The 17,462-nt window shown below is 45.0% G+C and carries 21 protein-coding genes; 7 read left to right on the top strand and 14 right to left on the bottom strand.

Going from position 1 to position 17,462, the window contains the following annotated elements; genetic code table 11:
- Window positions 1–50: 50 nt before the first annotated feature.
- Window positions 51–617 (top strand): hypothetical protein, encoded by a 567-nt coding sequence (locus tag GDZ68_RS07840; protein WP_153721716.1) that lies wholly within the window; start codon window positions 51–53, stop codon window positions 615–617.
- Window positions 618–834: 217 nt separating this feature from the next.
- Here the strand turns inward: GDZ68_RS07840 and GDZ68_RS07835 are convergent, their stop codons facing one another.
- From GDZ68_RS07835 to GDZ68_RS07825, 3 genes are all read right to left on the bottom strand, one after another.
- Complete coding sequence (locus tag GDZ68_RS07835) at window positions 835–2,142, bottom strand: M56 family metallopeptidase (RefSeq protein ID WP_153721715.1); 1,308 nt, start codon at window positions 2,140–2,142, stop codon at window positions 835–837.
- Between the two features lie 11 nt (window positions 2,143–2,153).
- Entirely contained in the window at window positions 2,154–2,528 is a 375-nt protein-coding gene (locus GDZ68_RS07830; protein ID WP_153721714.1) for a BlaI/MecI/CopY family transcriptional regulator, read from the bottom strand.
- Window positions 2,529–2,714: 186 nt separating this feature from the next.
- Entirely contained in the window at window positions 2,715–3,425 is a 711-nt protein-coding gene (locus GDZ68_RS07825; RefSeq protein WP_153721713.1) for a pseudouridine synthase, read from the bottom strand.
- A gap of 284 nt (window positions 3,426–3,709) precedes the next feature.
- Between GDZ68_RS07825 and GDZ68_RS07820 the strand changes: the two genes are divergently transcribed.
- From GDZ68_RS07820 to GDZ68_RS07800, 6 genes are all read left to right on the top strand, one after another.
- Complete coding sequence (locus tag GDZ68_RS07820; protein ID WP_153721712.1) at window positions 3,710–3,907, top strand: hypothetical protein; 198 nt, start codon at window positions 3,710–3,712, stop codon at window positions 3,905–3,907.
- Window positions 3,908–3,938: 31 nt separating this feature from the next.
- Window positions 3,939–4,271: a hypothetical protein gene (locus GDZ68_RS07815; protein WP_153721711.1), complete on the top strand. Its 333-nt coding sequence runs from the start codon at window positions 3,939–3,941 to the stop codon at window positions 4,269–4,271.
- A 130-nt stretch (window positions 4,272–4,401) separates the two neighbouring features.
- Window positions 4,402–4,536: a hypothetical protein gene (locus GDZ68_RS18295; RefSeq protein ID WP_255425139.1), complete on the top strand. Its 135-nt coding sequence runs from the start codon at window positions 4,402–4,404 to the stop codon at window positions 4,534–4,536.
- 51 nt (window positions 4,537–4,587) lie between these two features.
- Window positions 4,588–5,463: a hypothetical protein gene (locus tag GDZ68_RS07810; RefSeq protein WP_153721710.1), complete on the top strand. Its 876-nt coding sequence runs from the start codon at window positions 4,588–4,590 to the stop codon at window positions 5,461–5,463.
- 138 nt (window positions 5,464–5,601) lie between these two features.
- Window positions 5,602–5,877 (top strand): hypothetical protein, encoded by a 276-nt coding sequence (locus GDZ68_RS07805; protein ID WP_153721709.1) that lies wholly within the window; start codon window positions 5,602–5,604, stop codon window positions 5,875–5,877.
- A 34-nt stretch (window positions 5,878–5,911) separates the two neighbouring features.
- A complete protein-coding gene (locus tag GDZ68_RS07800) occupies window positions 5,912–6,154 on the top strand; it encodes a hypothetical protein (protein ID WP_153721708.1) in 243 nt (80 codons plus the stop codon).
- A gap of 237 nt (window positions 6,155–6,391) precedes the next feature.
- On the opposite strand, the gene GDZ68_RS07795 is transcribed toward GDZ68_RS07800, so the two are convergent.
- The 11 genes from GDZ68_RS07795 to GDZ68_RS07745 form a co-directional block, all read right to left on the bottom strand.
- Window positions 6,392–7,354: a bile acid:sodium symporter family protein gene (locus GDZ68_RS07795; protein WP_153721707.1), complete on the bottom strand. Its 963-nt coding sequence runs from the start codon at window positions 7,352–7,354 to the stop codon at window positions 6,392–6,394.
- A gap of 257 nt (window positions 7,355–7,611) precedes the next feature.
- Window positions 7,612–7,917 carry a Zn-ribbon domain-containing OB-fold protein gene (locus GDZ68_RS07790; RefSeq protein ID WP_153721706.1) on the bottom strand — a complete coding sequence of 102 codons (306 nt, stop codon included), beginning with the start codon at window positions 7,915–7,917 and terminating at the stop codon, window positions 7,612–7,614.
- A 7-nt stretch (window positions 7,918–7,924) separates the two neighbouring features.
- Window positions 7,925–9,058 carry a thiolase C-terminal domain-containing protein gene (locus GDZ68_RS07785; RefSeq protein ID WP_153721705.1) on the bottom strand — a complete coding sequence of 378 codons (1,134 nt, stop codon included), beginning with the start codon at window positions 9,056–9,058 and terminating at the stop codon, window positions 7,925–7,927.
- The gene (locus GDZ68_RS07780) at window positions 9,055–10,536 is read right to left on the bottom strand and encodes a class I adenylate-forming enzyme family protein (RefSeq protein ID WP_153721704.1); all 1,482 of its coding nucleotides are present in this window, start codon (window positions 10,534–10,536) and stop codon (window positions 9,055–9,057) included. Before GDZ68_RS07780 ends, GDZ68_RS07785 begins: the two co-directional genes overlap by 4 nt.
- A gap of 6 nt (window positions 10,537–10,542) precedes the next feature.
- Entirely contained in the window at window positions 10,543–11,016 is a 474-nt protein-coding gene (locus GDZ68_RS07775) for a PPC domain-containing DNA-binding protein (protein ID WP_153721703.1), read from the bottom strand.
- A complete protein-coding gene (locus tag GDZ68_RS07770) occupies window positions 11,009–11,773 on the bottom strand; it encodes an SDR family NAD(P)-dependent oxidoreductase (RefSeq protein WP_153721702.1) in 765 nt (254 codons plus the stop codon). The genes GDZ68_RS07775 and GDZ68_RS07770 overlap by 8 nt, the downstream gene beginning before the upstream one ends.
- A gap of 12 nt (window positions 11,774–11,785) precedes the next feature.
- A complete protein-coding gene (locus tag GDZ68_RS07765) occupies window positions 11,786–13,108 on the bottom strand; it encodes a TRAP transporter large permease (RefSeq protein ID WP_153721701.1) in 1,323 nt (440 codons plus the stop codon).
- Window positions 13,105–13,590 carry a TRAP transporter small permease gene (locus tag GDZ68_RS07760; protein WP_153721700.1) on the bottom strand — a complete coding sequence of 162 codons (486 nt, stop codon included), beginning with the start codon at window positions 13,588–13,590 and terminating at the stop codon, window positions 13,105–13,107. The genes GDZ68_RS07765 and GDZ68_RS07760 overlap by 4 nt, the downstream gene beginning before the upstream one ends.
- Window positions 13,591–13,608: 18 nt before the next feature.
- Window positions 13,609–14,658 (bottom strand): DctP family TRAP transporter solute-binding subunit, encoded by a 1,050-nt coding sequence (locus GDZ68_RS07755; RefSeq protein ID WP_153721699.1) that lies wholly within the window; start codon window positions 14,656–14,658, stop codon window positions 13,609–13,611.
- A 17-nt stretch (window positions 14,659–14,675) separates the two neighbouring features.
- Complete coding sequence (locus tag GDZ68_RS07750; protein WP_153721698.1) at window positions 14,676–15,986, bottom strand: (Fe-S)-binding protein; 1,311 nt, start codon at window positions 15,984–15,986, stop codon at window positions 14,676–14,678.
- A complete protein-coding gene (locus GDZ68_RS07745; protein ID WP_153721697.1) occupies window positions 15,979–17,391 on the bottom strand; it encodes an FAD-binding oxidoreductase in 1,413 nt (470 codons plus the stop codon). The genes GDZ68_RS07750 and GDZ68_RS07745 overlap by 8 nt, the downstream gene beginning before the upstream one ends.
- Window positions 17,392–17,462 lie beyond the last annotated feature (71 nt).

Genomic DNA, 17,462 nt, shown 5'->3' with positions numbered 1-17,462 from the left:
CCGTTCATTAATGGGGCCAGATTGTTCAAGGTAGATGAGGGGGATAGACATTGAATAAAGTAGTAAAAGGATTACTGATTTTAGGCGGTTTAGTACTCGCAGTAATTTTGATTTTTGTAATAATTTTTTGGATAGAGATGTCGCCTAATAAATCCGAAGAAGAAAAAGTGAAAATGCAAGCCGAGGAATTTTTAAATTCTAACTATGATGGTGAATATGAAATATACGATGTGTTGTATGATAATATGGGAAATTTCAATTATTTTAAATACGCTGCAAAGGTAAGAGATAAGTCCAATGGAGAAGATTTTCTGGTTTATTATAATGACGAACTTCAGAAAATGGAAGACTCTAGGGAAGCTGATAAAAGATACAATGAGATTAAAAATAATGTGGAACCAAAAGTGAAGAAGTTTATTGATGAAAGCATTAACAAAGAAAATGTGACATCTGTTCATTATCTACCTAAACGTGATGTATTAGTAAATATACGCTTACTTGAAGATCAGAAGGAAAATCAGGAAAAATATTGTAGTTTAATTACAAAATATCTTAAAGATGAATTGGGATATCCAAATGCTGACGTAAATTTAATATATGAACAAGAGATTAATTAAGAAGATATATCGCAATAGGGCGCGTTACTGAATGATCTTCGAATTGATCGGAGCGAAAGCTGGTTGCAGTGCGATCAACGGGTTCCAAACACAGGCCTCTTAGGGAACGAGGTTAAGTTAAAAATAAGAGCGATACTATACAAGATTGCTTGTATAATATCGCCCTTTACTATTTTAGTGCTTTTACAAACTGACATGAATATCATATTATTTGCTGTTATTCAACACTAGTTTTCTGCTCTCTAATGATTTTAAGTGAATACCAGCCAATTTCCTTAGTAGCTTGAAGCTGTTGTTCAGCCGTAAGAGATGTAAAAGGGACACTGTCGGTATGTAAATCACTGAAGTAAACTACATTCCTTTGTTCATCCAAATAGTAGTGAGCCATTTCTTTTGTCACTTGCTTCTGTTGGTCAGAAGAGAGCGCAGAAAAAGCATAATCATATTCGGAACCGTCGGAAAAAGTGGAGCCTCCCTTTTTTTCATCTGCTGCAATCTGTGTCTTTACTGTACCAGTAACCTCCGGCGTAATTTTCGCAGCCCAAACAGCTGTAGATGTACCAATAGCACCAATAATAAGAATCGTAATGACTGTCATAAATTTAGTGTGTTTTTTCAATTTCTTTACATTCAACATCATCGTCAACCTCCTCTTTAACTGTATTCCATCACCTGATAATGAAGAGCAAAACTTTATAGGCAATCCTCTGGACCCTATCATGACGTTCAAAATCGTTTCGCCGTATCTTTTTCGCTCGTCATGAGACATATCCTTTACAACTTCTGCATCGCAGGAAAGTTCGCTCCACGTATGAATGTCCTTACGAAGCACGTGAACAAGAGGATTGAACCAATGGATGGCCCCAGCGCTTAGAACAAGCATCTTCACCCATAAATCCTTGCGCTTGAGATGAACTAATTCGTGGCGAATGACCATACCTAAATCCATATCCAGTTTATCGTTCGCAGGAAGTAAAATGGTTGGCTTTAGCAACCCGACCAAGACGGGACTTTTAATACTTGAATTATACTTAATTCGTACAATTTCTTTTATCCCTACTACTTGCTTCATATAAATAAGCTGTGTAGCTGCTTCGCTATCATTCGAAACAGGCATACTGGATGCTCTTATATTTTTTAAAAATCTTTGATAGCAGTAAATTTGCCAAATACTAAAAGTCAGAACACCTGTCGCCCACAAGCTTAATAATACTGAAATTATCTCGAAGGAAATAATATATTCCGGGATCAACCGTCTAATGTTTCCAGCAGCTGTTTCCGGTATAAGTGTAACCGTTCCGGAAGCAGTCCCGATCTGCCCTGACTTGAAACTTAAGAATGTCATGAGTCGTTCCGCTATAAACGCTATTGGAAGTAAATAGAAACAAACAGCCGACTTTGTAATTATATAACGCACTTTTGCAGGGAAAACATCAGGTGAAATGAGACTCATCAACAAGATGCAGCATACAATTATACTGCCGCTAACCGTGAGTGTGACAAGAAGTTCTAGAAATAAACTCATTTGGTTTCCACCTATCTTTCTGAAAACCATTGCTTCAATTCTGCAATGTCTTCACTTGAAAGCTTTTCACCATCATACAACGCTGAAATCAAATTTTTGACCGAGCCCTCATATAACCCATCTAATACATTTTGTGTTTCCTGTAGTTTATAATCCGCTGATGAAATGCAGGGAACATAGGTATTGGTCCGGCCCCGTCGTGTGACATGTAAAAATCCCTTTTCTACTAATCTGGATAAAAATGTGGAGATTGTCTGGGACTTCCACTCTCTTCCCTTTGTGGAGAAGGTATTCAATAATTCTCTTGAAGTGACGGGTTGTTCATAACCCCAAATCTCTTCCATTAATTCTATCTCAGTATCAGACAACTTCTGTAAATAATTCAAAGTGTACACCTCTTTACTTAGTGTTATGCGTCCATAACAATTAAATCACTACAACTTGTAGTAACAATAACATACTACAAGTTGTAGTGACTGTCAAATAAGCTAATAATTACTTCACTGTTGCAATTGAACAAAAATAAAAACATCAATGAATTCAACTCCATGGATGTTTTTATTTCAGAATCGTTACTCGTTATCTTTTCTTTTTAACCCTTCAATCTCCTCGCTCGTCAGGAAGCGCCACTGGCCCCGTGCCAATACACCTAGCTCAATATGCTTGATCCGCACCCTCTGCAAATGCTTAACTGTATACTGGAAACGGCGGCACATTCTGCGGATTTGCCGATTCAGCCCCTGAGAAAGCGTTATGCGGAATGTATAGTCATCCTGCTGAATTACCGGACAGGGATTTGTTCTTGAATAACCCTTTTTCCTCGGATTATAAATATCCACACCGCTTGAGAGGTCTGCTATGAAATCCTCTGTAATCTTTTTATCGACTGTCACGATATATTCCTTTTCCTGCTGATTTTCTTCCTTCATTAACTCATTCACGATACTGCCGTCGTTGGTTAATAAAATCAGGCCTTCTGTTTCTTTATCCAGCCGGCCCACCGGAAATATACGTTCGTGATACGCCACAAAGTCAATAATATTATCCGCGACGCCGGGTGAAGCCGTACAAATAATTCCGCTTGGTTTATTCAGCATCATATAAATATTCGGCGAAGCATGTGTAATGACCTGGCCATCCACTTCCACCTGATCATTCTCTTCAACAAAATACACATGCGGTGCAATCTCCCCGTTCACCTGAACCTTTCCGGCTGAAATATACCGCTCCGCCTGCCTTCTGGAACAGAATCCTGAAGAACTGATAAATTGATTCAACCTCAACGCTTCCGCCCCTTGTCTGTCCGCAGCTTTTTTTCTATCATATCATGTAGTGTATAGAATAAGGTACTTGGTCCCTGTACAATTTAGAAACGTTCTTGAATTATGGGTGACTAGTTCCCATTTATTCTTTCAATCAGACCGGTCAGGAAATTCATTTCTCTGACCAGCCTTTTTTGTTTGTTTAGAGAAGGCGTAGTTGACTGAACCATTTAATAATTCAGTCGTTTATGGTATATTTAGGTAACATGGTATAGAAACGGAAACTGCTGAAAGGAGTTCATTTCATGGCTGAATATTTCAGGAGTAGATGGAGGAAATATCCAAAAATCTTACTCGGCTTTCTCATCGGATTTATCATTGCAGGATTGGTTTTTGAAAATCCGGACTATAAAACAGGAATCACTGCTGCAGCCATAGGGTTACTGATCGGTGAATCTTTGATTTTTATTGGCTGGCTGAAAAGTCCAGGCAGGCGTTCATGAAAAATGTTTAGTTTGCGGGGGTAAATACGAGATGGCCAGATATAAAGTAAGAGAATACCTTGAAATACTTGTGATGACTCTGATTATAATTGCCATGGTGCTTATTTTTGATTTTCCCCGCACTGCGCTGATTACAGTCTTCACAGTGGCGGTAACAGTCATTGTGCTTAATGCATCTAGTACAAAAGAAAAAGCAACTCCCACCCGTAAGCGATTGTATGCCGGAACCTTTGGCGTTTTCGCCTTCTTAGCTATAGTGATATACTACTTCAAATTGCCTTCCGAGATGTATATCATGATAGGCGTGCTGGCCCTTTCGAATATTTTCATTTATGAATTGTTCTACTTGTTGTGGAGGAAGTAGTGAGTTGTAGAAGTTTTCGGGCATGCCGTGTTAGAACAAGTTACTCATAAAAATGATAGAACTATAAATGAAATAAATAAAATTACCCTAACAGTTAAAAGGTGATATGGGTGAATATGGCGGTTGGTTAATGAACACAGACTATAAAACTTTAGGGAAAGAATTAGACGATCATAATAAATACGCAAGTGATAAGTATATCCTGAAACAAACAAAGGACGGGAAGGTTGTAGATTCCTATGAAGGCAAGAAAAATAGAAAGTAAGGTGCCGGGCTCCTATACATTATGGTGTGGAAGTTACTGAAGGAGGGCAAAATGAAGAATCAAATATTATATATTTTAGTGGGAATACTCCTAGTATCCCAAGCGGTTTCATTTTTTAAAATCAACAATCTGCAAATGCACATAGAAAATACAACTGCTGAAATGGAGTATTGGAATAACAGCGTAAGAAATGACATGAATATGATTTCTTCTAATGTTGACGACATGTTAAAACAAAAGGCGAGCCTTATTGAAAGTGCTGCTACCGAATTGGGAGCGATTAATGCAGAAGAGCTTACATTGCCCCTAACCTTCACTCTAACACCGAAGGAGGTCAGTCAACACACTGTTGTCAGTCTGGATTTTGACGGCGAGCTATTCCCTATGCAAAAAAGCGGCACCACTTTCCGCATAACTGTTTCCCGTGATATTTTTGGTGATGCATTGCCCAAAATTGTGATTAATGAACGGGGTGTAATGAAAACCACTCAAGACGACCGAATTGGTATGGAGAGTATAAAAGAGGTGGTTTTCCCAACGCTTATTCCAAGTTTTGAGGGTGAAGAGCGATACAGTGACAATATTTATTGGAAAAAAGGAATTCTTAGTGCAGACATTCAGAAAGTAGAATCAGAGATAAAATTCACTGACATACGTGTCGTTAGCAAAGTAGATGATCATGTGATTTCTGATAAAAAAATCCCGCATGACATGTTTTCTGAAGGCTATGAAACGGATGAAGAAGTAACATTAGGCGACGGGGAGATTTATACGACGACAATCATAGCGACAAATAATATAGGGTTTGACCATCACTATATTGTAAATCGCTGGATTCAAGGTATTGAGCCTCCAGGAGAACCAATAGAACACGAACAAATTTACTCTGCTGATGGAAAGCTGCTTTGGGATTCCCGTGTCGAATAAAAGTCTTTTCATTACATTGATCTAGATAGAACTAGATCTACAGCCCGCTATTTCTTATCCTGTGTAAAACACAGACTATGATTGTTGTAACTAAACTGTAGAAACAAAGTCTAATGCAGGAAGCGGGTGTTGAAAAGAATGACAAATACTAAATTGGCAATTTTGACATCTGTGTTTATTTTAGCGTCTGTCATTTACAGCTCGTTGACACACAAGCCTTTATATCAGCTGACTTCCTATCTTGACCATGCGACCATAATGATGTCCATCATCACGTTAGGCATTCATTATAATGCGGTAAAAGAAACACCAGGTCGTAAACGATTGATTTTATTCAGCCTGTCCATACCGGTTTCTGTCATCATCTATTTTACAATCGGCCTCGTCTATTGGATTAACAATGGTGTAAATTAAATCTATTCAGGAAGGATGAAGGAAGGGATGACACATGGTATTTTTCAAAAAGATGAATGATCAGGAGTTGATTAATTCAAAAAGGGGCATCACTATTGGTTTTTTTGTGTATATGCTCGTCTCAGCGATAAACTACTTCTACTATTTAGCAAAAGACAGCATTTTATTCTCGCCGAGTATGATTTTTTGGAGCGGCCTATTAGCTTTCTTTGCGGGGGAATTTATTTTTAATATGAAAGATCAATTGAGTAAAGCAAAATCCAGCACATATGAATGAGTTTATTGCCCAGAAGTACATTGAAAATAAGGTAACTGGTCCCCCTACAACTTAGAAAGAATTCAAAACTGTACTTGGAGTTGCGTATGAACCAAGCAGCATGGAACAATAGTGCGGTGAACAGCCAGTTTGGTGCGGTCTGGAGCCACTTTGGAGCGCTGCGGTATTTATCTCACTGTATTACATTAGAAAAAGCTGTCCTAGAAGCAACTTTCACTTCCCGGACAGCTTCTTTTGTCATGCCTGCACTTCCTCATCATTCATCCGAAATTTATTCTCAAATAAACTCGCCATCAGCGCCCCGATCGTCAAATTCATGACCATATTGGCAACAGCCGGCACGGCAGCAAGCGAGCCGAAATGTTCCATCGCAAGCGTCGCGGCCAATGCGGAGTTACAAATGCCCGTGTGGAATAAAATAGCGCGCGCATTGCGTTCCGGCACGCCGAGCCATCTGGCAATGAAGTAACCCGACAGCATGGGAATGCAGACTTGCAGGGTAACCGCCACGAAAACGAGCGGTAATACAGATAGATTTTCCGATAACGCCTGCTGTGCGTTCGAAATGACGGAGAGGATAACGACAAATAACGCGAGCTGCGATAAAACCGGTGTATACGGTTTGATGGTTTCCACTTGTTTCTGCCATTTCCATTGCACTAGCAGTCCCGCCAGTAAAGGCAGGAATACGATATATATGATATTAAGGAATAAAGGCCAGAATTCAATCGGGATAAAGCGTCCTGCGAATACTTGCAGCAGCACAGGCGTCAGCACAGGCGAAATGAACGTGTCCAGTGTGGCCATCGTAATGCTCAGCGCAACTTCTCCGCCTGCAATGAATGTATAAATATTCGCGGATGTTCCGCTTGGCACCGTTCCCGCCAAGATAATCCCTGTTGCGATTTCGGCTTGATTGCTGAAGAACACATAGGCAATACCTATTGACACGCCGACCATGATCGTCCATTTCAGAAATACACCGAGCAGCGCATACTTCGGATTTTTAATCACTTCGAGCAGCTTTTCCCAAGACAGCGACAGTCCCATCAGGAAGAAGATGGTCCCCAGTCCGAAGCCGGTCAGCTGGCGGATGGAAATGAAAGCATCTGGAATGGCGTAAGCGATAATCGATAACAGCACAATCCAGATGGGCAGATATTTAGAAATGATTTTAGAAATTACCGGTATGATTTTCACAGACAACTCTCCCTAACGAGCAAAACTTGCACCTGGCATCAGTATAGCATGCCAGGTACAAGCCGTTAACCCATAAAAAGAATATTCAAATATGGTGCTATGAGCGGCTGGCCCCTGTGTACGATCACCTACGGGGTGTTTATGATCACGCAGACGCTTGTTATGAGCGTCCGTCGACTTTCTATGATCACTCGCGAGGTGTCAATGAGCGCTCAACCGCTTTCTACGATCACGGGCACATCGAACACTCCCATTTGTCAGCACTTGCTATAAATATACGCCCCATCCTCCAAATGATCCAAATCCACTGTGTCACCGATCTTCACACCAGAACTCATCCGCACGGTCACTTTCACTGGCGCTTCATCCAGCTGGACGAGCGCAACGGTATAAGGCGCTAGATGCGCAAATTCAGCAGGCGCAATATGGATGTCTGTGTAGCTGTAGACACTGCCTTTTGATGACAATTCCTTTTCTTGCAGTTGTCCGGTTCCACAACTTGGACATCTGTACTTATCCGACACGCTGGCATATTCACACTGATCGCATTGATAAATTTTCATCCCTTCTTCACAACCTTTCTAAAATATGAACTGTGGAATAAGAGCCGGTTCCGCCCAGATTCTGCGCAAGTGCCAGCCGTGCCCCTTCGACTTGATTCGGCGCTGTCCCGCGAAGCTGCCGGACTAAATGATAGATCTGCGCAATGCCTGTTGCACCAATCGGATGGCCGCGTGACAGCAGACCTCCGCTCGTATTGACAGGCTTATCGCCGGTTGCTTTCGTTCGTCCCTGCTCCACCGCTAGCCAGCCTTCTCGTTTACGGAAGAAGCCGAGCTCCTCTGTCGCAATCATCTCTGTCATGGAGAAACAGTCATGGATTTCCACGACGTCTATATCTTCGGGGCCGACTCCTGCCTTTTCGTACGCCATACGGCCGGACTCCCGGACAGCAGGCAGCGACAGCAGATCATCTGCATCCTGCATTTGTGTAGGTCCCGAACTCTGTGCTGACGAACGAATATGAATCTTTCCTTTTTTATTGGAAATAATTAAAGCTGCTGCCCCATCCGTTGTCGGTGAGCAGTCAAACAGACCGAGCGGTGACGTGATAATCCGCGCACTCATGATTTCATCCATCGTCGTCGGCTTTTGGAACTGCGCCAACGGGTTGTTCAAGGCGTTCTCGCGGTTCTTCAGTGCAATCATGGCCAGATGTTCTTTCGTGGCATCTGTTTCATGGAAGTACCGGTTTGCAAGCACTCCGAAGAAACCCGGGAAGGTCAGTCCCGCCTGCTTTTCATTGGAATCCGTATCCATTGCAGCGTTGATGGCCTGCGTGACGTCCGCTGTGGAGGCATGTTTCATCTTTTCGACGCCCGCCACCAGCACCGTCTCATACTCGCCGCTCAAGATTCCCATAATGCCTTGACGAAGAGCGATGCCGCCTGACGCGCAGGCTCCTTCGACTTTGGCCGTCGGAACGTAGCCGAGGCCAAGTTCATTCGCGACAATGGCGCCAAGGATTTCTTGATTGGAGATGGAACCGCCCATGAAGTTCCCGACGAATACCGCATCAACTTTCGGATTTCCCGCATCTTCCAGTGCCTCAACACAGGCATCCAGAAGGAGTGATTTCATCGATCGATCCACAAATTTACCGAACTTTGTCATTCCGATTCCCTCAATATATACATTCGTCATGATTGCACCTCCTCATGCTGACTGCGCAGCTCCCGCTTCAGTATTTTGCCGTATGAGCTTTTCGGCAGTTCTTCCACGATATGAATTTCTTTCGGCTTCTTGAAACTGGCCATATGATCGAGGCACAGCTGGATCAAGTCTTCATTCGTCACCTCAGCTGTGCCGTTCGGAACAACATACGCGATGACGTTCTCTCCCCACTTGTCATCAGGCACGCCAATGACACATGTCTCCTTTACGCCGGTATGTTTATTCAGCACTTCTTCCACTTCTCGCGGATAAATATTGACGCCCCCTGAGATGATGACGTCTTTTTTCCGGTCGACAATATGAACATAGCCTTCGTCACTTTTCCAGCCGAGATCGCCTGTCTGCAGCCAGCCGTCAATCAGTGTTTCATTCGTCGCCTGCTCATTATTCCAGTAGCCTTTCATGACAAGTGACCCTTTGCAGACGATTTCTCCGACTTCCCCTGCCGGCAGTTCTGTCCCTTGGTCATCAACAATTTTCACATCAACAAACGGTCCGACACGTCCGCACGATTCCAAATGATCTCCCAGTTCGCGTTTCGGCATCATCGTAATGCACATCGGTGCTTCCACCTGCCCGAATGTCTGGGCGAAAATCGGGCCCGTCAGAGCGAGCGCTTGCTCGAGTTTACTCGCCGCGATAGCCGATCCCGCCATGTTAATTGCTTTCAGCGTAGCCAGATTTTTCGGATCAAACTTAGGATGCTGAATCATCAGATTGACCATTGTCGGCACCAGGAAGATGACGGTAATATTTTCACGTTTCAAATCAAGTACGAATTCTTCCGGCTCAAAATTACTGAACACTACCTGCGTCAGCCCATACAGCCACGCTACATGTGATAAGAAATTACTGCCGTGCGTCAAGGGAGCGACGTGCCCGATGACATCGTCGTAACCCGTCTCGCAGACAAGGGCCAGTGACAACGCGCCTGCAATCATGTTGCGGTGACTCAGCATGACACCTTTTGGATTGCCTGTCGTGCCGGATGTGTACATAATCGCAAAAATATCATCTTCATCGACAGCTACAGCCGAATGAATACCTTTACAGCTTTCTATCGCCTTTTCATACGCCTCGCCGATCGGCAGCGCCTGTAATTTCATATCGATCGGTTCGATCAACTGCTCTTCTCCAATCACCAGCTTCACATCTGCATCCATCAGCATGTAAGCATGTTCTTTTGGATGAAGTCTGTAATTCAGCGGTACTTTGATAACTCCCGAAAGTGCTGCGGCCACATCCAGTTCAATGTGTTCCAGCCGGTTTGACATCAAAATTCCGAAACGGTCTCCTTTTTTCAGTCCGACCTTCTTAAAATAGGCTGTCAGAGCGAGTGCCCGTTCCATCATTTCCCGGTATGTAAATGAACGCTGTGCGTCTTTTACCGCTGTTTTATCCGGATAGGCAGCTGCTGATTTCATTGCCAATTTACCGATTGTCTCCAAAATTCTTCACTCCTTCTCTAAAAAGTGGAATACAGGGATACCCGAAATTTCATCCGGGCGCCGCTGCATGGCAGCATCCAGCAGGGGAAAAATTATAAACTCCACTGTGATGGCAATCGGATTTTCACCGCCGATGAAATGACCGCCATTGATATTTTTATTGCAATCAACGAATAATCCGTGAAAATGGACTTCCAGTTCTCCTTCTGCGCTGTGACCGACAAAGCCCGTGCCTGTCAGCAGTTCAACCGGAGTGTCCGTGACAATCCGATTGGAATACTGCAGGGACTTGTCCTCATTCTGATCCAGCTGTACGAATGTGGCGTATGCGAGAGAGCCCATACATTGAAACTGTGCCGCTTCCACGCTATGCTCTTTGCATATTTCAATAATGCCTTCAAACAAATCAATATCTTTCTTCAAACGTCCGATGATGCGATTCGTCGTGCCGTCATACACCGCTTGAATACGATTATCCAAAACTGTACCCTCCATCAACTTTCAGAATTTGTCCTGTCGTATAGCTTGATTCGGATGATGCAAAATATAAAACAGCCTGTGCGATATCAGCAGGTGTGCCGATCCGTTTGACCGCCTGGCCGCTGACATCGTATTCAATACCTGCCGTAATCGCACTTTCAGTTGCCCCGGGTGCCACTGAATTACACGTGATCCCGTATTCCCCCAGCTCTTTCGCCACCCACTTCGTCAGTGCAATTATTGCACCTTTGGAAGCCGAGTAGGCCGGCCCGGATCTGCCGTCTTTGGAACCGCCGGAGATGACACCGCCATTCATTCCCGAAATCGAACTGATATTAATGATCCGCCCGTACTTTTGTCCCATCATATGCGGATAAACAACCGCTTGAGTAAACAGGAATGCAGCTTTTGCATTTGTATCCATGTCGCGGTCCCACATATCAAGTGTCATGGTTTCTAAACTGTTTCTGCTGCATGTGCCCGCGTTATTAATTAGGATATGCAATTCGCCGAATGTATCGGATGCTCTCGCGATGACGGCGCTTACAAACTCACTATCCCGAATATCGCCCAGACACTCTAGGACTCCCGCTTCTTCTCGTGATTCTTGAATGTCATTCAGAGTGCTGCGGCAGCTGTTTAAGTCGACTAAAACAACATTAGCTCCTTCTTGAGAGAGAAGGAGGGCCGTCCGGGCGCCAATACCGCTGGCTGCCCCCGTGACGATCGCTGTCTGGCCTTTCAGTTTCACAAGCATCCCTCCCTGTATCTATTTAATATTTAATAAGTCTGGCAGAAATGTGGATATTTGAGGAATATACGTAATCAGGAACAAAATAATGATCGAGGAGACAACGAAAGGCAAGACCCCTCTCGATACCTGTCCAATCGACATATTCGATATCCCGGCGGCCACAAACAAGTTGAGACCTACAGGCGGTGTAAAAAGTCCGATCGCCAAGTTGACTGTCATGAACACACCGAATACGGTGGGATCCACATCAAACAACAGCACGATAGGCAATAAAATCGGCACGAAAATATAATAGGCAGAAATTGCGTCGATAAACATCCCCGCAATCAATAGAATGATATTGATCAGCAGCAGAATAATAATTTTATTATCGGAAATACCCAGCATGACGTTGGATACCTGTGTGGCAATCTGCTCCGTCGTAATGATATACGCATACACACTTGCCGCACTGACGATGAACATGACAACCGCTGTCTGAATGCCTGCCGCCACCAAAATATCGTACAGTTTCTTCAGCGTTAATTCGCGGTAAATGAAAAAACCGATAAACAAGCTATAGAATACGGCGACAACTGCGGCTTCTGTCGGCGTGAAAAACCCGCCGTAAATCCCGCCCAGTATAATGACCGGAATCAGCAATCCCCAGATCGCACTGACAAATGCCTGTAAACGTTCTTTTCCGGAAGCCGGCTCTGTTTTCTGCTGAGCAGCTATCGGGCCTTCGCGCTTTTCCTGCCGGCGTCTGACAAACATGGCTGCCAGGATGAAACCTGCACCTAATAACAGTCCTGGAATCACGCCTGCCATGAACAGCCGTCCGATAGAAACAGGAATTTGATCACCTGCTACGACCGCAAACACGATAAATGCGATACTGGGCGGTATGATAATCCCAATTGCACCCGAACTCGCAACTAAGCCGGCTGCTGTTTCGGTCTTATACCCGTTCTTTACCATGCCCGGAATCAAAATACCGCCGATTGCCGCTACAGTCGCCGGGCCGGAGCCAGAGATGGCAGCAAAGAAAATCGCCGTCATCACGGTAACAAAGATAATTCCGCTTTTCCGGTGACCGACCAAAGCTTGTGCAAAATCAATCAAGCGCTTCGAGATCCCTGCGTGCTCCATAATGACGCCCGCCAAAATGAAAAACGGAATCGCAAGCAGCGTAAACTTCGCCACACTCGTATACATAATATCTGCTACTAATTCCAAGCCGAATAACCCGCTGCCTGTAAAGAGCACCACAATGGATGAGATCGCCAGCGCTACAGCAATCGGCATTCGAAGCATAACTAAGATAAAAAACAGGCCGAATAAAATAATAGCTGTCATAATGGCTGCTCTCCCTTCCCATTTTGCTGACGGAATTCCGTGATTGTTGCTTGAATGGAGCGAATCAAACAGAAGAATGCTCCAATCGGCATCGACATCGAGAACCACCATTGTGGCCAGCCAAGAGAAGGCGTTTTCTGCCCCATATCCACCTGATACTGCACCATCTTAATTCCATAAAATAAAAGAATGAAAAATAATAGCACCATCATCAAGCCTACCAAAATCGTGATGATATTCTTCAGCAGTCTGTTCCCTCTGTCGTAAATCAGCGTAAAGCCAAGGTGCGCGTATTCACGCACACCAATGGCCGTTCCGACAAATGTCAACATGACAAACAAATTTACTGTGATTTCCTCCGTAAAGGAAAATGAATAATTGGCAAACCCTCTGGATAGCACGTTCACGAATGCAATGGTGGACATGATGGACAACACGATGACGACAATCCACTCTTCTAATCTATTGAGTACCTTTCCCATGTATCCACCCTCCAGTCCTTATTGGTCGCGGAACTTTTCTAACAGATCCTTACCCCAGATATCTTCGTATTTTTCATAAACAGGCTGTACCGCTTCTGTGAACACCGCTAATTCTTCCTCAGTCGGTGCGTAAAACTGCATCCCCGCATCCTTCAGCTCGTCAATTTGCTTCGCTTCCGTTTCACGTGCCAGCTCTACTTGATACTCCGCTGCTTCTTTACCCAGCTTCTTCACCAGCTCCTGATCTTCTGCACTCATGGAGTCAAACAACTTTTTATTGATCCCTAATACAAGCGGGTCATAAGAATAGTTCCAAGTCGTCAAGTAATCCTGTACTTCGCTCAGCTTGGACGAATGAATGACATCGATCGGATTCTCCTGGCCGTCAATCGTTCCTTGCTGCAGCGCTGTAAAGACTTCAGAGAATGCCATAGTCGTTGGATCTGCACCTAAAGCACGGTATAGGTCGGTATACATCGTAATTCCAGGAATACGAATTTTCAGACCTTTCATGTCAGCCGGTGACTTAATTTCCTTTTTGCTGTTAGTGATCTGACGGAAACCGTTTTCCCCAAAGCCAAGCAGCTCTACGTTCTTTTCATTGAGGATTTCTGCGATGGCTTCTCCGCCGGCACCGTTGAATACTTTGTCCACGCCGTCTTTATCTTTGAACAGGAACGGTGCACTCGCTACTCCGAAACGATCATCAAGGATGGAATAGATAATCGTGGAGTGAAGGCTCAAGTCAGTCTGTCCTTTTGTCAGGAGCTCGACGCCTTTACCTTGGTCGCCGTTTGATAATTGTTCATTCGGGAAGACTTCGATATTGATCCGGCCGTCTGTTTCTTCTTTCAGGTCTTTCGATAATTTGTCTGCCGCCTGATACCAAGTGGATGAGTCATTGACAGTTACGGACATTTTCAGGTTGTAGGATTTACCCTCTGATTCCGCTTTACCGCTGTCTGCAGATGTTTCTCCTTCTTTGTCTGATGAACATGCCGCCAGCATCAGCATAGCTGATAATCCAATCGCCCCTAGTACACTCTTCTTTTTCATTTTCATTTTCATTTCCCTCCAGTTTTTTATCAGAATAACTTTTCATGAATCAAATCAACGATGTGAACAGCTCTTGATGTTTGTGAGAGTCCCTCCCTTTCTACACCTACTTTCATTTGCAGCAGACAGCCCGGGTTGGTGGTTACGATGACGGTTGCCTGTATGTCTTGCACCTCTTCCATCTTGGCGTCCAGAATGGTCATGGCCATTTCGGGCTGCAGCAAGTTATAGATACCGGCGGATCCGCAGCATAGGCGGGCACCGGGCAGTTCCACGAATACCGCATCGTTCATGGCGCGCAGGATCTCTCTAGGTTCATTGATCACGCCATTGACGTTGCGCAGGTGACAGGAATCCTGATAAGTAATCAATTCTTTTATGTCAGAACCCGGACGTGCAGCGAGTTTCTCCACGATGCCCAGCTGTACGAGCAGTGAAGAGATGTCGGTCTGCTTTTCAACAAACTCTTTCGCTTTTGCTGAAAGTGCTGCGTCCTGTTCGAATAAACGGTCATATTCTGCCAGAAATGCACCGCATCCGCCTGCGTTGTTGACGATGAAGTCTACATTTTCGGCATCGAATGCTTCTAAATTCGCTTTGGCATTGCGGGTTGCGCGGTCCATCTCGCCGCTGTGCCCCTGCAGCGCACCGCAGCATTGCTGGTTTTTCGGGATGACGATTTCACAGCCGAGATATTCCAGCAGATCAATCGTGTTGCGATTCGTTTCCTGAAACATCGTATCCATCAGACAGCCGGTGAAGAACGCTACCTTCGTTTTCTTCGCTTCCAAATGAATCAGCACATTCCGGCGCTTCGGCGGATCCGGCAAGACTTTTTCCATATCCCGCATAACCGGCGGGAACAAGTCCAGAAAGCCGACTTTCCTGACCACTTTCTGCAGGCCGGATTTCTGATAGAACCGTACAAGTCCGACTGCCTGCTTCATCCGCTTCTGATCAGCGAATAGATGGTCAAATGCACCTTTACGGATGGCCTTCTCTGTCACTGACAGCTGTTTTGCCGAAACAATTGCGTCTCGTGTCTCTTCAATCAATGTTCCATACTGCACGCCGGCGGGACAGGCGGGTTCACATGCACGGCAGCCGAGACATAGATCAAATGATTCTTCAATTGATCCGTCCCATTCCACCACGCCGTCTCTCACTGCTTTCATTAAGGCGATGCGTCCCCGCGGTGACTGGGTTTCGTCATAACCTGAATGAATATATGTGGGGCAGGCAGGTAAACAGAACCCGCAGCGCATGCAGTCCATCAGCCGATTTTCATCTACGTGCGTAACGAACGCCTGCCGGATGGCTTCTGGTTGAGCGTTACTCATGCTGCACCACAATCCTTTTCTTCATATCCTTCGCAAACATCTTTCCCGGGTTCATAATATTGAGCGGATCGATCGCCTGCTTAATACTCTTCATGACAGCGATTCCTTCAGGCCCGATCTTCCACTCCAAATAAGGAGATTTCATTTCGCCTACCCCGTGTTCTCCAGTAATAGTGCCGCCGAGTTGAATGGCACGGTCGAAAATCTCGGCGAATGCCGCTTCCACACGTTCCATTTCTTCCGGATCACGTTCATCTGTCAAAATCGTGGGATGAAGATTTCCATCTCCCGCATGTCCGAATGTACAGATCAGCAGATTGTATTTGACAGCAATATTTTGAATGGTCTTCACCATCTTGGCAATTTCCGACCGCGGTACCGTCGCATCTTCCAGAATGGTCGTCGGCCGCAGACGCGCCAATGCTGATAATGCCACACGCCTTGCGATACTGAGCTGGGCCGCTTCTTCTGCTGACTTTGCCATTTGGACGGAGGTGGCACCATGCTCCATACAGAGCTGATGCACGAGCGCCATGTCTTTATCAACTACCGCCTCATCACCGTCCTGCTCTATCAGCAGCATCGCTTCACAATCAGTCGGCAAGCCGATATGCATGAAATCTTCCACTGCCTGAATCGTGCCTTTATCCAAAAACTCAAGAGTAGCCGGCACAATCTTCGCAGCGATAATGGAAGAGACCGTCTCCGCCGCTTCTTCCAGATCATTATAATAAGCGAGCAAGGTTTTCTTCGTCTCTGGTTCCGGAATCAAACCGAGCGTGATTTCCGCAATGACTCCAAGCGTCCCTTCTGATCCTACATACAGACTGGTCAGATCATAGCCCGCCACGTCTTTCGCCAATTTGCCGCCCGTCGTTATCACTTCACCTGTCGGCATGACGACCTTCAATGCTTTGACATAATCCCGCGTCACGCCGTATTTCAGACCACGCAGGCCGCCGGAGTTCTCGCTGACATTGCCGCCGATTGTCGATATACTCATTGAGCTCGGGTCAGGCGGATAAAACAGACCGCTCGCCGCGACCTTTTCATTGATGGTCTGGGTGATAACACCGGGTTCGACAGTAATAGTTAAATTTTCTTCATCCAGCTCCAAAATTCTGTTCATCCGATTGAAAAGCAAGACCACTCCACCGGATGTCGGCGTCGTACCGGCCGCCAAATTTGTCCCGGATCCTCTAGGGACAATCGGCACTTGAAACTCCGCACAGACTTTGACGATTTCCTGTATATCTTCAATGGAAGAAGGTGACAGCACAATATCCGGCATCGCCTGAAAGTTGGCTGTTGCGTCATAGGAATACGCAAGCTTCTGTGCAACTGTCGTTTTCGCATGTGCCTCTCCAGTAATCGCGACTAACCGCTTCAGTATTTGTGTGTCCATCCAGCTCCTCCTTTCTAAGCGTTTGATTAATTAGTCTAATTCTAATAGTCTAACTATTTTATTCATATAGA

Origin of the sequence: Sporosarcina cascadiensis (assembly GCF_009650995.1) — a bacterium.
Lineage (GTDB): Bacteria > Bacillota > Bacilli > Bacillales_A > Planococcaceae > Sporosarcina > Sporosarcina cascadiensis.
This window is presented reverse-complemented; position numbering and strand designations above follow the sequence as displayed.